This window comes from Chryseobacterium sp. HNCC26DJ239 (assembly GCF_057180445.1).
The window spans coordinates 170,048-184,886 of sequence record NZ_JBXUGJ010000006.1; the positions used below are offsets into that span (position 1 = coordinate 170,048).

The 14,839-nt window shown below is 34.3% G+C and carries 12 protein-coding genes; 6 read left to right on the forward strand and 6 right to left on the reverse strand.

The genetic code is table 11. The annotated features are described in order from the left end of the window. Positions 1 to 44: 44 nt before the first annotated feature. From AC2A1D_RS14300 to AC2A1D_RS14310, 3 genes are read left to right on the forward strand one after another with little or no spacing between them, the layout of a single operon-like run. Positions 45 to 407 carry a four helix bundle protein gene (locus tag AC2A1D_RS14300; protein ID WP_484044270.1) on the forward strand — a complete coding sequence of 121 codons (363 nt, stop codon included), beginning with the start codon at positions 45 to 47 and terminating at the stop codon, positions 405 to 407. A gap of 33 nt (positions 408 to 440) precedes the next feature. Further along, positions 441 to 1,040, forward strand: coding sequence for a nicotinate (nicotinamide) nucleotide adenylyltransferase (gene nadD / locus AC2A1D_RS14305; RefSeq protein ID WP_484044271.1), 600 nt, complete (start codon positions 441 to 443; stop codon positions 1,038 to 1,040). A gap of 39 nt (positions 1,041 to 1,079) precedes the next feature. Beyond that, entirely contained in the window at positions 1,080 to 1,418 is a 339-nt protein-coding gene (locus tag AC2A1D_RS14310; protein ID WP_484044272.1) for a DUF3817 domain-containing protein, read from the forward strand. A 43-nt stretch (positions 1,419 to 1,461) separates the two neighbouring features. On the opposite strand, the gene AC2A1D_RS14315 is transcribed toward AC2A1D_RS14310, so the two are convergent. Then, positions 1,462 to 3,261 (reverse strand): carboxypeptidase-like regulatory domain-containing protein, encoded by a 1,800-nt coding sequence (locus AC2A1D_RS14315; protein WP_484044273.1) that lies wholly within the window; start codon positions 3,259 to 3,261, stop codon positions 1,462 to 1,464. A 309-nt stretch (positions 3,262 to 3,570) separates the two neighbouring features. Between AC2A1D_RS14315 and AC2A1D_RS14320 the strand changes: the two genes are divergently transcribed. After that, entirely contained in the window at positions 3,571 to 5,817 is a 2,247-nt protein-coding gene (locus AC2A1D_RS14320) for a TonB-dependent receptor domain-containing protein (protein WP_484044274.1), read from the forward strand. A gap of 124 nt (positions 5,818 to 5,941) precedes the next feature. Beyond that, a complete protein-coding gene (locus AC2A1D_RS14325; protein ID WP_484044275.1) occupies positions 5,942 to 6,784 on the forward strand; it encodes an alpha/beta hydrolase fold domain-containing protein in 843 nt (280 codons plus the stop codon). Positions 6,785 to 6,831: 47 nt separating this feature from the next. On the opposite strand, the gene AC2A1D_RS14330 is transcribed toward AC2A1D_RS14325, so the two are convergent. The 5 genes from AC2A1D_RS14330 to eno all read right to left on the reverse strand — a co-directional run bounded on the left by AC2A1D_RS14330 (position 6,832) and on the right by eno (position 13,688). Continuing rightward, the gene (locus AC2A1D_RS14330) at positions 6,832 to 8,586 is read right to left on the reverse strand and encodes a discoidin domain-containing protein (protein ID WP_484044276.1); all 1,755 of its coding nucleotides are present in this window, start codon (positions 8,584 to 8,586) and stop codon (positions 6,832 to 6,834) included. Between the two features lie 179 nt (positions 8,587 to 8,765). Further along, a complete protein-coding gene (gene ctlX / locus AC2A1D_RS14335) occupies positions 8,766 to 9,689 on the reverse strand; it encodes a citrulline utilization hydrolase CtlX (protein ID WP_484044277.1) in 924 nt (307 codons plus the stop codon). A 31-nt stretch (positions 9,690 to 9,720) separates the two neighbouring features. Continuing rightward, a complete protein-coding gene (locus AC2A1D_RS14340) occupies positions 9,721 to 10,635 on the reverse strand; it encodes a dimethylarginine dimethylaminohydrolase family protein (protein WP_484044278.1) in 915 nt (304 codons plus the stop codon). A 383-nt stretch (positions 10,636 to 11,018) separates the two neighbouring features. After that, complete coding sequence (locus AC2A1D_RS14345) at positions 11,019 to 12,305, reverse strand: citrate synthase (RefSeq protein WP_484044279.1); 1,287 nt, start codon at positions 12,303 to 12,305, stop codon at positions 11,019 to 11,021. 90 nt (positions 12,306 to 12,395) lie between these two features. Beyond that, positions 12,396 to 13,688: a phosphopyruvate hydratase gene (gene eno, locus AC2A1D_RS14350; RefSeq protein WP_484044280.1), complete on the reverse strand. Its 1,293-nt coding sequence runs from the start codon at positions 13,686 to 13,688 to the stop codon at positions 12,396 to 12,398. Positions 13,689 to 14,399: 711 nt separating this feature from the next. Here eno and AC2A1D_RS14355 point away from each other — a divergent pair. After that, a complete protein-coding gene (locus AC2A1D_RS14355; RefSeq protein WP_484044281.1) occupies positions 14,400 to 14,813 on the forward strand; it encodes a hypothetical protein in 414 nt (137 codons plus the stop codon). The last annotated feature ends 26 nt before the right edge of the window (positions 14,814 to 14,839 follow it).

The following is a 14,839-nucleotide window of genomic DNA, read 5'->3' on the forward strand; positions in this document are numbered from 1 at the left end:
GGTTGAGGTTTAGGCTAAGGAAAAATCAAATAAAACAGATACAAATGATTACCGATTTTACAGAAATGCCTGTTTGGCAAAAATCTATGGATATTGCCGAAAAATGTTTTTTAATCTCTGAAAACCTCCCTAGAAAAGAAGATTACGCCTTAACTTCCCAGTTGCGAAGATCTGCAGAAAGCATTTCTGCAAATTTTGCGGAAGGATTTGGAAGAAGAACGAACAAAGATAAAAGCAGATTTTATGATATTGCCAAAGGATCATCTTTTGAAACCAAAAATCACTTAATTTATGGAACTAGAGTAAAATGCTTTGTACTTGATGATTATAATGAAATTAAAAATCTCATAGAAGAAGTAATACATGAACTCAATAAAATTACTAATTACCTAAATCGACAACCTTAACCTTAACCTTAACCTTAACCTTAACCTTAACCTTTGAAAAAAATCGGTCTCTTTTTCGGTTCATTTAATCCTATTCATATTGGGCATTTAATATTGGCGAATTATATTCTGGAGCATTCAGATATGGATGAGCTTTGGTTTGTGGTGAGTCCGCAAAATCCTTTCAAGGAAAAAAAATCGCTTTTGAAAGACCACAACCGTCTCGACATGGTAGAAATTGCCATTAGAAATTATCCCAAAATGCGCGCTTCAAACGTTGAATTTTCTTTACCAACGCCAAGTTACACGGTAGATACTTTAACGTATTTAAATGAAAAATATCCAGACTATTCTTTTAGTTTAATTATGGGTGAAGACAACCTGAAAAGCCTTCACAAATGGAAAAACTACGAGATTTTACTTAAAAATCATCATATTATTGTTTATCCTAGAGTTTCTAAAAATGATGCTCCAAATTCTGAAACAGTTTCTGAATTAAAAAATCATGAAAACATTTCTTTAATTGACGCGCCAATCATTGAACTTTCTGCGACTGAAATCCGAAACATGATTAAGGATAATAAAAACGTAAGACCGATGCTTCCACCAGAAGTTTTTGAGTATTTGGATGGAAGTAATTTTTATAGAGGTTAGAAGTTGGAAGTTATTCAAAAATAATTATTAGGTTTTAAAATGAAATTCATAGAAAATATTTTCTCAAAATACCCTCAAGAAAAGGTCATCAAATGGTTTAAACAAATTTGTCTGGCTGAAGCTATTTCATGGTTCCTTCTTTTTACGGCTATGATTTGGATACGTGTAGAACCACAGAATATTTTTGCCATTATTTACATTAGCACTATTGGAAGTATTCATGGTTTATTTTTTACGCTGTATCTTTTGTTTGTACCTTCAGTAAGAAAAATTTTCGATTGGGACGATGAAGATTTTGTATTTTCCCTCATTGCAGCATTTTTCCCATTTGCCACCATTTGGATTGATAAAAAACTAGCACGTTTCGATAGAGAATAAAATAAAAAAAGGACTTTTTCAAGTCCTTTTTTTTATGAATTTATTACAAATCTCGTTTCACATGACCTGTACAAGTGAAAGTTTTTGTAACTGTTGTACCAAAAGGCACATAAGTTCCACTTGCATTAAAGTCTATATAATCTCCCACCGCTCCAAAAGCAGTAACGTTTAATGTAACTGTACTGTTTGAAGAAGAGAAATATCCCCCTGTAAACTCAAATTGATGATTGGTAGGAAATGAACCTGTTGTTCCCATCATACCATTCTGAACCATATAAAAAGAATAAATATTGGGTCCCGCAGCAGAATTAGCAGTGCCAATTGTTAACTGATTAGCTGGATTATTTGGATTAGGATTCGTACCGTTAAACCATTGTGCGTTAAAATTTCCAACAACATACTTTATTGGGTCATTATCAATCTTATAAGTAATAAACTCTCCTACAGAATTACAAACCATCAAATTATTAAAACTAATCGGAGACGAAGAAGGCGTAAAGCTAATTTCTCCCGAAGTTTGTAAGTTTCCTACATCAAAAGCTTCTAAAACAAATTGTTGAACAGGCGTACATGAATAAATGTTTGTGCTGAATGTACCTGTACTACTTACCGGTACAGAAACATACTGAAAATTATTACTTCCGTTTACAACTTTTATCGTAACAAATCCGTCTGTAACATTAGCATTTGCACAGGTTTTAAGGTTTCCTTGAACAAGGTAATTTGTACCTGTTGGTGTTACGACAATATCCGGCAAAACATAAAGAGTTCCCGCCGCAACTGGCGCAACTGTAGATGTATAAACTAGTGAATTACAATTATCATATACTTTTAAAGTTAGACTTTCACATGCTGGAATAATCCCTGTCACTGTTCCATTATTGTTTGTGATACCAGAAACTTCGTACGTTTGAGAATTTCTTTTAAGGGTAACTTTAGCATTAATCAAAGGTTGTCCCGCGTTATTTTTTACTGTAACTTTTAATGTTGCCTGAGGGAACTGCGCATCACAATTCCACCAAGAAAAATGGCTTACTGTTCCTACATAGGTGTTTCCTACTTTCGTTGCAGAACCTTCTTCGTTCCACATTCCTGTACTTTCGTTGTAAGACCATAAAGGAATTGTACTAGGCGAAGTTGATGATTGCGACGCATCTACCGGAACTGTAATTTCTGCAGTGTGACCAGTTGCAATTTGAAGATTCTGACCTGCACTTCCTGTTAATTGTACATGTAACATTCCAAAAGTTTCCATCATTCTTGCGCTACCGTTTGAACTCGTTGCTAAAAATGAACCCGGCATTAACTCATTTAAAAATGTATTGGAAGGCGCTAAATGATAAAGAGAAACACTTACACTTCCGGAATAGGCATTTCCGTTGGCGTCTTTAAAGCTGCCGTCAAACTTTACTTTTGTACCGTCTGCAAGAGAAACCGTAGAAGTTGCTCCCGAAGAAACGGTAGAAGTAAGCGTTGCAGGAATCATCATAATGTTTACACGATTCATTCCATTTGTAGGAACTAAAACTCGCGAAGCATTTACAAAACCAGCTTTCGTTACTTTGATATGGGCAAAATTTTCTTGAACCGAAGCATTTTTAAAGGTAAAAAGACCTTTATAATTGGTAGTAACCGAAGTTGTCCCAATTTGTACTGTTGCACCATAAATAGGAGCACCATTTGTATCTAAAACGACACCTTGAAAGTCTTTTTGTGTCATACTTCCGAAATTATAATTGCTTACAACATTGGAAGAGCTTTCTTCGCCAATCCCTATAAAATTGTCTGTTTTACATGAAATAAGGGAAATAATTAAGAATAATAAATAATAGAGTTTTTTCATGTGTTAATAATTTAAAGTTTTAGCTAAATTAATCAATATTTCAATACAAAAACAATTTAAATCTCAAGACAAAGAATTTTAAACCAAGAAAAAAAATTACAATTGTTTGTAACAAATTAATCATTCCGGTTGTCTAATTAGAAAAAGAAGTGCAAGATGATATTTTTTAAATACTATAAATCAACGCTTTAAATATTCAAAAAATTTTATTTAAGTACTTTGTATTGCATAATACTAAAATAATAACATATCTTTGCAATGTTCAATAATAGAAAATACATACAACCTATAACCAAAACCTACCCCATTATGAAAACCTCTGTATTAATCGCCGCTATTTTCTTTTCAGGCTTAAGCTTTGCTCAGCAAAAAAAGAATGATTCTGCACAAACAAAAAATCTGGAAGCAGTTGTATTGAAGAAACAAGTTTTCAAAAAACAACCAGACAGATTTGTTTACGATGTTGCCGCTTCACCCGTAAGTAAAGGAAATACAACATTCGACCTTTTAAGACAAACACCACTTTTATCTACAACCGACGATAAAACACTAAAAATTGCAGGAAAAAATAATGCTTTAATCTACATCAACGGAAGAAAAACCAATATGGATGCTGAATCTCTCACTCAGTTTCTAAAAAATACTCCTGCAGAAAATATTCAAAAAATTGAAGTCATTACAATGCCTGGAAGCGAGTTTCAGGTAGAATCTTCAGACGGAATCATCAATATCGTTCTAAAGAAAAAAATGAGCGACGGTTTGAACGGAAACATGAGAATGGCAAACTCGCAAAATAAATACAACGGAAGTTCTGCAAGTTTCTCTGCCAATTACAGAAAAGACAAACTTGGTATTTCTGCCAATCTTAACGGTGGCGAAAACATCGATGCACAAAGATATGATTTGAAGAATGGAACAAGCCTTATCCAAAATCAATCTGTTGGAGATGTTACGGATCCTAATAAATATATTGGAGGCTACCTTAATTTCGACTACCAACTTAATGACAAAAGTAATCTCGCTTTGTCTTGGAACACTTCTGCCAACAAAAGCTACGGCTCTACCGTAGATCTTCTAAATACCTTAAATGTTTACAACGAAAACGGAACTCTGAAAAGTACAGAATACAACACTTCAAAAAACCGTGAAAACGCGAGATCTTACAACAACTCTGTAAACTTAAATTATGAATTGAAAACAGATTCTTTGGGAAGTAAGTTGAACCTCAACGCCGCTTACCTCAACTACAAAAGGTTTATGAATTCTGACAACAGAACTTTGGTGCAAGACACAAACGGAAACTTTGTACAGCCTAGACAAATGGTTTTGCAAGACCTCCCTCAATTGATTAATAATTTTTCTGCAATGGCAGATTACATTAAAAAATTTAAAAAAGATTTTACACTTTCCGTTGGAGGAAATTTCAACAAAACAAAAACCGATAACGATACCAAAAATTATTTCTACTTCTACGATGATGCAGGAAATTTAAACAACGTAAGACCAGATTTAAACTACTTTATTTACGACGAAAATATCTACGGTTTTTATCTAACAGCAGAAAAGAAATTTTCGGATAAATTTTCCGGGAAATTGGGCGCTCGCTACGAAATTACCCAAAGTACAGGAACTTCCGAAGTTCCTAACCAACCTATGCAGGTTTTTGATAGAAATTATAACAATTTGTTGCCTTATTTAAGTGTAAATTATGCTATCAATGAAAATAATAACATCTCTTACTCGTTTTCGAGCAGAATGAGAAGACCAAGTTTTTGGGAGCTGAATCCTGTTAAAAACATCCTTACAGAAGACAATTACACACAGAACAATCCTTTTGTAAAAGCATCGTCTTCTTACAACCAAGAACTTACGTACATGTTTAAAAACTCGTATTTCTTGATTTTGAATCATTCACTTTTTAAAGATGTCATTACGCAAGTTCCACTTCAAAGAGATATCGTGAGAGACGGGGTTACGTACAGACAATTGGCGTACATTAGAACCAATTTTGGCGACAAACAGGAAATGTCTGCAATGATTGGGATGCAAAAACAATTCTTCAAGAAAACATTAACCACCAATTTCAACATTGGTTTTCAACATAACATCAACGATGGTTCTCTGAATACAGACCCAACTACAGGAGCCGTTTTCGATACTTATGTAAACCAAAACAGATCGACAAGCTTAATTATTCAGACCAATAATACTTTAAGTTTAGACAAGAAAAAAACCTGGTTTTTAGGGGCTAATTTCTTCTATGTTGATAAACAGCAAATCGAATTGGGAATGCTTAAAAATTTGGCAAGTTTAGACTTAAGCATCAAGAAAAACTGGAACGACTGGACTTTTGCCCTGAATGTAAACGATGTTTTAAGAACCAACATCGTTGAAATCGAAGATTACCAAGCCAATGGAAATTATAATTACGTAATGAATGATCAATTTAGACGTGGCGGAACATTAAGTATTACCTACAACTTTGGAAACCAAAAAGTGAAAAAAGTGCGTAACATTGAAGGCGCTTCAGATTCCATTAAAAACAGAACCAGATAACTACATTCTTCATATTTATAAATTATTATTGAAAAAGCTCATCGTTTTGGTGAGCTTTTGTCTTGACAAAAACATTGCAAGATGCACTCACAAATAAGTGAGCTAAAATGTATATTTTAGCATCATGAATAAATTTACTCTATTGCTACTTTTAAGCATTACCGTTTTCCTTTCATGCGAAAAAAAAACTCTTATTGTAGATGAAAATCTGTTGTTTGTACAATCAATAGATACAGAATATGGAGATCATAATGAGCAGAAATTAGATCTATATATTCCAGAACAAAAAGATTTGGTACAAGATATTTTTTTGATAATACATGGTGGAGGTTGGAAAGCGGGGCATAGAACAGATCTTAATTATTTAACCCTGTCTTTGATGAAAAAATTTCCTAAAAGTGCATTCGCTACAATAGACTATCGGCTTGCTTCAGAAAGTCGATATGGAATTCCTAATCAACTTGAAGACATCAAAAAAGCAATCGATTATGTAAAAACTCAATTGCCTAAATCTGCAAAAATTATCCTTCTCGGAAATAGCGCAGGAGGACATTTATCTCTACTATATGGTTATCAAGCAACTCATAATGAAAACATTAAAGCAATTGTAAATATTGTTGGACCTTCTGATTTATCTGATAAAAACTTCAAAAAATATGCAGATTATTCTTTTGTTGAAAACAGATTAGTAGACCCAAAAGTTGTTCCCCAAAACATTTCAAAAGCAAACTTTGCGAATCCTATTCATTATATTAAAGAAAAAACCTGCCCCACAATATCCTTTTACGGAAGCAAAGATGGTATTATACCTTTATCTCAAAAAATCATTTTAGACTCTGCTTTAAACAAAAAAAAGGTTTTAAATGAATCTTACGAATTTTCTGGAGGTCATGTTGATTGGGAAAAAGACGATAACCTACCTTTCATTTTAGATAAGATTGATAATTTCTTAAAACGGATTCCATAAAAAACGCTTTGGAAAAGTCCAAAGCGTTTATATTTTTATCAATGTAGTTACTCAGCTTTCACTACTTCCGTTCTATCTGAAACTCCATTGGCGTTGAAAGCTTCAATTTGGAAATAATATGCATCTGTTCTGTCTGCTCCGGTGAAGAAATATTCATTTTTCCCGTAGACCATAATGCTTCCGTACAATTTATCAGGAGATTTTCCCCAGTAAATTACATAACCGTCGGCTTCAGAATTTTGTTGCCATTTCATCCAAATACTTCTTCTTTCGCCATACTTTTTAGCATCTGCTCTTAATGGAACGAAATTTTGGACTTTCTCGGGTTTTGAACCTGCTCCTTTTCCAAATACTCGGAAACCGCTTAATGCAAATTTTCCTGTTGGCATTTTTAAGTTTTCGATTTTTAAAAATCTTGCTTCCGCTGGTTTTTCTAGTTCTACATAATCGTGAGGAACGTCTTTTGTATTTTTACTTTTATCTACAATTACTTTCCATTTTTTACCGTCATTAGAACCGTAAATTTTGTATTGATGCATTTTACCTAAAGTTTTACCTTTAAATTCCACATCCTGGTCTGCATAATTAATCTGAATGGCATTAATCGTAGAAACCTCACCTAAATCTGTTTGAAACCACTCTCCTGCATTACCAGTTTTAGCGCTCCAATACGTTTTAATATCTTCATCTACCGCAAAATTAGGTTGATAACCTCCCAAAGTAGAAGAAACCTGAACCGGTTTGTTGTAATTCAGCAACATCCAGCCTGTAAACAATCCTTTGGTAAAATCTTTCCCTTGTGCAAACTGAGGCAACAAAGTAGGATAATCTCCATACGCCGTGTTGGTGTACATTACATCATCTTTGTCGAAACCTGCAGGCCAAATTCCGAGACGTCTTTCAAAATTATTTTTTGTTGAAATAAATATGGTTGAAACGTGCCACCAGTTTTTGTAATTATCTTCGAAAGTTGCGCCGTGTCCCGCTCCTCTCGCAAAACCACCTGGTTTATAAGAAAAAGGGTTGTGCTGTTGATATTCGTAGCCTTCCAAAGGATTTTTAGAGACATAAACACCATCAGAATAACCGCTAAATTCTGTTGCAGGGGCTCCGTATTGCATGTAATATTTCCCGTTATGCTTCGTTACCCAAGCTCCTTCCACAAAGGGTTGAAGGAAAACATTATCATTATACTCGCCGAATCTTTCCCAACCGTGATCTTCTGGTTTTAGTTTTAAAATCGGTTTTACAAAGCCTTCGGACTGAAGATTTTTCACCTTTACTTCTGTTCCCAAAAGTGGCCATTCGTTGCTTGAACCCCAATACAAATACAGTTTATTTTTATCTTCATCATAATGAAAAGCAGGATCCCATGCGCCAACTTTCAGAGTATCGACCGCAATTTCCCATTCATCTTTTGTAGGATTGGTAGATTTCCAAATCGGAAAATCTTGTTCCCAAGTAGAACCATAAACATACAAAGTATCTTTCATTGCCCAAACTGCAGGAGCGTTCAAGTCGTGTGTATATTTGGTATCTCGTAAGAATTTTCTTTTTACGAAAGTCCAATCCAACATATTATCACTATGCCAATATCCTTCTTGATTGGTTGAAAAAAGAAACAATTTTTTCTTAAAATTTACGATAACCGGATCTGCCGTTGCACGGTGTTTCCCTTGTTTTGAAAACACATCGAAAGGAGTGTACCCATAGTCGATATTAATAGGATTACAGTACGTTTTCTGCTGTGCTTCCACAGACAGCCCCATCAAAACCAACAATGAAAATAATAACTTTTGCATTTATATTTTATTTTGTCTAAAGCACAAATTTAGTTATCTTTTTTATGTTATGTCTTTTATTGAGAAAATATGTTGGGATTCTGGATTGGAGATTACTGTAAAATCGGTGAAAACATCTTGCTTGACACAAAAAAACTCCTGCCAAAATTTCGGCAGGAGTTGTATGTTTTAATTTTAAACTATTTTTTCGGGAGGAAAACCTCAGCAAGCATACATCTTGCGCTACCGCCACCGTTTACTTCAATCGTATTTAAATCTGAATGAATAATTTCGCAGTATTTTTCGATGTTTGAAACCTGTTCTTGGTTTAAAGATTGAAAAGCAGTTTGGCTCATCACCAAAAATTTGTCTCCTTCTTTATTTTGAACTTGAAGCATATTACCTGCAAACTGTTGCATTTGCGCCTCAGAAATTTCAATGATTTCTTTTCCTGAATTTTTGATAGTTTCAATCACATTGTTTCTTTCTGCTTCATCATCGATGCAATCCAGACAAATCACCACAAATTTATCGGCAACGCACATCATTACATTGGTATGATAAATGGGAAGCCTCTCTTCTCCCACAGTTTGATAAGAATGAAAAACAACAGGCGTAAAGCCGTATTTTGAGCAAAATTCTCTGAAAAGTTTTTCATCTAAACGTAAAGAAACCGAGCCATACGCAATTTTATTATCATGGTCGAAAATCATACTTCCTGTTCCTTCCAAGAAAAGACTTTGATTTTCTGAAAAAGACCAATCATCAATTTCAGCAACTTCAAAACCTTGGTTTTGGATGCTTTCAATAATGTCGGCTCTCCTTTCTACTCTTCGATTGGTCGCAAACATTGGGTACAAAACTACTTTCCCATCTTTATGGAAACTTACCCAGTTATTCGGAAAAATAGAATCCGGAGTATGTGGTTCTAAAGTATCTTTAATGGAAATTACATGGATTCCTTTAGCTCTCAACTTTTCAACAAAAACGTTGAATTCTGCCAAAGCTTTAGCTTGAATATCTTCTCCTTTCTGTTCTAGTTGAAAATAATTATTTTCTGCCGTCTCCGCATTGTATCCGAATGCGATGGGCTCTATCATTAATACTGTATCTGTTGTTTGCACTTTTTAAATTTAAAATTATTAACACAATAATTTAGTCTCTGATGAGCGGCATCGTCGAGCATCTCAACAAACCTCCCATTTTAGAAATTTCTCTGTAAGGAATTTCTTCAACCGTCATTCCCCAAACATCTCTTAGATGATTGTTCATTCTTGTAAAAGTTTTATCTGAAACCACCACTTCCGGCGAAATTGAGAAAATATTAGGGTTCATTTCAAACATTTCTTCTGCCGTCACATGGAAACAGTTTTCTTCTCCAAAAATGTCGATAATCAAGTTATAATCGCTTTCGTCTACAAAACCGTCTTTGTAAATGATGCATTTATCTTTCCCAACCGGGTTGAACGTACAATCGAGGTGAAGAATCCCTTCGTACGGAATTTTATCATTCTTTTTTAATTCTAAATCGATGATTCTCTTCTTAGGAAAATATTCTTTCAGAATTTCGATGGCGTATTCGTTGGTTCTTGCTGTTTTGTAGTTTCTGTAATCTTCGCTAAAGCAAGTTCCAATAAACAAAAAGTCGTTCCAAACAATTACATCACCGCCTTCAATATGTGCAGTTTCTGGAAGATTGATGATTTTTCTCCAAGCCACTTCCTCGAAAACTTCTTTATAAGCTTCCTGTTCATCGGCTCTATCGGCAATTACGTTAGAAATAATCATTTTATCATCAATCACAAAAGCCACATCTCTTGCAAATACCTGATTGTAATCTTTAATAATATCGGGACGGAAAACCTGTACATCATATTTCTTCAAAACCGCTTCAAAAGCATTCATTTCGTTGATGATATCAGATTCTTTAGGATACATATTGTGCTCAATCGTGTAATATGATTTCGCATCGTAGCTTTCTTCCAAAGTTGGAACAGCTCCCATAGAATTGGGCTGCCCTAAAACTACAGACCTTAACCTTCCAGTTTCGTTTTTAATATTTAATTTCATAAAAAATGAGAATTACGCAAATATAAACATTCGGCTGTGATGCTGAAAGTTTTTTATAGGAATGAAATACAGCCATTTTTCTACAGTTTCGAGGTTTGCATAATCTTCACTAATTTCATCTAATGAATGGTAATTTTTCAGATAGAATTAAGTAGAATCCAAGTAAATCCAATGACAAAATCTTTGTTAAATTTTGTATATGATGAAGCTTACAAAGATAATTTAAACACAATGCACACAAAATGACTTCTCCTATCCTTCATATTTTTCATATGCAGTGTCATTTCATTCAGCTAAGTTCACCATTAAGCTAAAAAATATCTATAAAAACAAAAAATCCCAAAGCAGAACTTTGGGATTTATTTTATATAAGAAATATGATATTATCTGTTTGCAATATCGATATAATCTCTTTGCTGAGCTCCTTGGTAAACCTGTCTTGGTCTTCCGATTGGATCTCCTTTTAGTCTCATTTCTTTCCATTGAGAAATCCATCCTGGAAGTCTTCCCAATGCAAACATTACGGTAAACATTTCTGTAGGAATTCCTAATGCTCTGTAGATAATTCCAGAATAGAAATCTACGTTTGGATACAATTTTCTTTGTACAAAGTAATCGTCTTCTAACGCAACTCTTTCTAACTGCATTGCAATATCCAAAGCCTTGTCTTGAATTCCTAATGCATTTAAAATATCGTCTGCAGCTTTTTTGATGATTCTAGCTCTTGGGTCGAAGTTTTTGTATACTCTGTGACCGAAGCCCATTAAACGGAAATTATCGTTCTTATCTTTAGCTTTCTCAACCCATTTCGCAACATCTCCACCGTCTTTTTCGATTAACTCAAGCATTTCGATTACCGCTTGGTTTGCACCACCGTGAAGTGGCCCCCAAAGTGCAGAAACCCCTGCAGAAATTGAAGCGAAAAGACCTGTATGAGCAGAACCTACCATTCTTACTGTAGAAGTAGAACAGTTTTGCTCGTGATCTGCGTGAAGGATCAATAATTTATCTAAAGCATTCACCACTACAGGATCCATTTCGAATTCCTGATTAGGCATTCTGAAAGCCATTTTGTAGAAGTTTTCTACATAGTTTAGGCTATTATCACCGTGGTTTAAAGGTAAACCTAAAGTTTTTCTATACGTCCAAGCACAAAGGTGAGAGAATTTTGCAATTAGCATTTCTGCAGCAACATCCATCTCTTCTTTAGAACTTACATCAACCGCCTTTGGATTGAAAGCTGTAAGCGCTGATGTTAATGATGATAAAACTCCCATAGGATGAGCAGAACGTGGGAATGCGTCGATGATTTTTTTCATCTCCTCTGCTACGAAGTTATATTTCTTAATGTTTCCTTCAAATTTAGAAAACTGATCTGTTGTAGGCAGTTCACCGTGAAGAAGAAGGTACATTACTTCAGTAAAGTTAGATTTTTCTGCGATTTGATCAATAGGATATCCTCTGTAGAACAATTCTCCTTTATCACCATCAAGATATGTAATATCGCTTAGAGTAGCTCCTGTATTTTTGTAGCCTAAATCTAAGGTAATAAGACCTGTTTGGTCTCTTAATTTTGAAATATCTATTCCTCTGTCTCCGATTGTACTATCCACGATTGGATATTCATACGAATTACCATCGTAATTCAATATAACTTTGTTGTCTGACATTATTTAATATTTTTATTTTTTTTAAATTCCTTAAAAATACACAAAAAAAATAGCAACCAAAATATTTAGTTGCTATTTTTATAATAGATATTATCTTTTTACTTTAAAAGCCTCTAAACCAGGGAATATTGCAGTTTCACCAAGTGCTTCTTCTATTCTTAGAAGCTGGTTATACTTCGCCATTCTGTCTGATCTTGATGCAGAACCTGTTTTAATTTGTCCACAATTCATAGCCACGGCAAGATCTGCAATAGTAGAATCTTCAGTTTCTCCAGATCTGTGAGACATTACAGAAGTAAATTTGTTGTGTTGAGCCATCTGTACAGCTGCCATAGTTTCAGAAAGAGAACCAATTTGGTTTACTTTTACCAAAATTGAGTTTGCAATTCCTTCTTTAACACCTCTAGAAAGTCTTTCAACATTCGTTACAAATAAATCGTCTCCTACTAATTGTACTCTGTCTCCGATTTTTTCTGTTAACATCTTCCATCCTTCCCAGTCGTTTTCTTGCATACCGTCTTCAATAGAGATAATTGGATATTTGTTTGCCAATTCTGCTAAGTAAGACACTTGTTCGCTGCTTGAAAACTGAGGTGCATCTGCAGTTTGGAATTTTCTATAATCATAAATCCCGTCTTTGTAAAATTCTGAAGCAGCGCAGTCTAATGCAATCATTACATCGTCTCCTGGCTTGTAACCTGCTTTTTCGATTGCTTGAAGCAATGTATCTAAAGCATCTTCAGTACCTGTAAACGTTGGTGCGAAACCACCTTCGTCTCCTACCGCAGTAGAAAGACCTCTTGAATGAAGAATAGATTTTAGGTTATGGAAAATTTCAGTACCTTTTCTCAATGCATGAGAGAAAGAATCAGCTTTTACAGGCATTACCATAAACTCTTGGAACGCGATTGGCGCATCTGAGTGAGAACCACCGTTGATAACGTTCATCATCGGAACCGGAAGTGTATTAGCATTTACACCACCTATATATTTGTATAAAGGCAATCTTAATTCTGTAGCAGCAGCTTTTGCAGCAGCCAAAGAAACTCCTAAAATTGCGTTTGCACCAAGATTTCCTTTATTGCTGCTTCCGTCAAGATCGATCATAATTTGGTCGATAAGGTTTTGATCAAAAACAGGAAGACCTACCAATTCCGGAGCAATTACTTCTCTTACATTTTCTACAGCTTTAGAAACGCCTTTCCCCATCCATTCAGAACCACCATCACGCAATTCTACTGCTTCATGCTCACCTGTTGATGCTCCAGAAGGAACTGCAGCACGACCCATCGCTCCGCTTTCCGTAAATACATCAACTTCAACTGTAGGATTTCCTCTTGAATCCAAAATTTGTCTCGCTTCTATGTAAGAAATGTAACTCATTTTAATTATTATTTTTTTATAGTTTAGACAAATTTACTGAAATTTTATTTTTATGAGTTACATAGGATGGATTTTATTGTGGTTTTTGGAGTTAAATTTTAGTTAATGATAAAAATACACTTATCTATTTTTGTTGATTATTATACAATTCGCTTAAAAAAAATGCTATACCTTTCATTTTCATTGAATATTTCGCGGTGGCATTTTTCTTTTATTCTACAGTACAAACTTGTAATAGCGTTTTCCTTTGTGTATGATGGTCTGAAGCCAATTTTTTTATCTAAAATTTTAATCTTATAGATTTTGTCATTTATAAATAGAAAGCCGAATTTTGTGTATATGTCACTTTTGAGGATAACCGCTCAAATTGGTCAATAACAATAGACTTTTTACTTCTCGTAAAAATTGGTACACTTGATAAATTATTTACTTGGAAATTTGGCCACCACTTTCATGTCATCTTGATAATCGATAACTTTCTTCAACGCGTTGTTGTAATTTTTTTCGTCTTCTACTATGGCAATTGAAATACTCATGATGCAAATCTTTAAGACAAAATTCTGAAGAAAACATTGGGAACTCAATTACCCGAATGGGTAATTTTAAAGTTTTGAGTTTTCGTTACGATGGTTTAGTTTTTGTTTTCTTAAATTTACTTAAAAATGCAACATAAAAGATAATATAAACATAAATTCTGCATTAAAATTAATTATGAAAAAACAAATCTTACCTCTTTTTGCCATTTCAGTAATATCCTTAAGCTGTGGCAAAAGCGGAAATAAAGATGTCTTAAAAACAGAAGACAATACAATTTTGGCGGATAACGGTAAAGTAGATGAAAATGTAAGCTACAACACCGATGTAAACGGAAAAAAGATGGTTCGCACCAACTTTCAATACAAAGCTACCGATGGAACTCCGGTGAAAGTAATCTTCGATTATGAACCTGGAACCAGCGATGTGGAAATTAGTAGCAATGGAAAAACATTTAAACTAGACAAAGTGAAGTCTGATGGTAAAATAACGCTGTATGAAAAAGGCGACATGAAAGCCACAGTAAAAGGCGATAGTATCATACTTCACCAAGCACAAAACATCATCGAATTGGTAAAAAGTAACAACTAAAATGACAAGCACAAAAAAACCGCTCA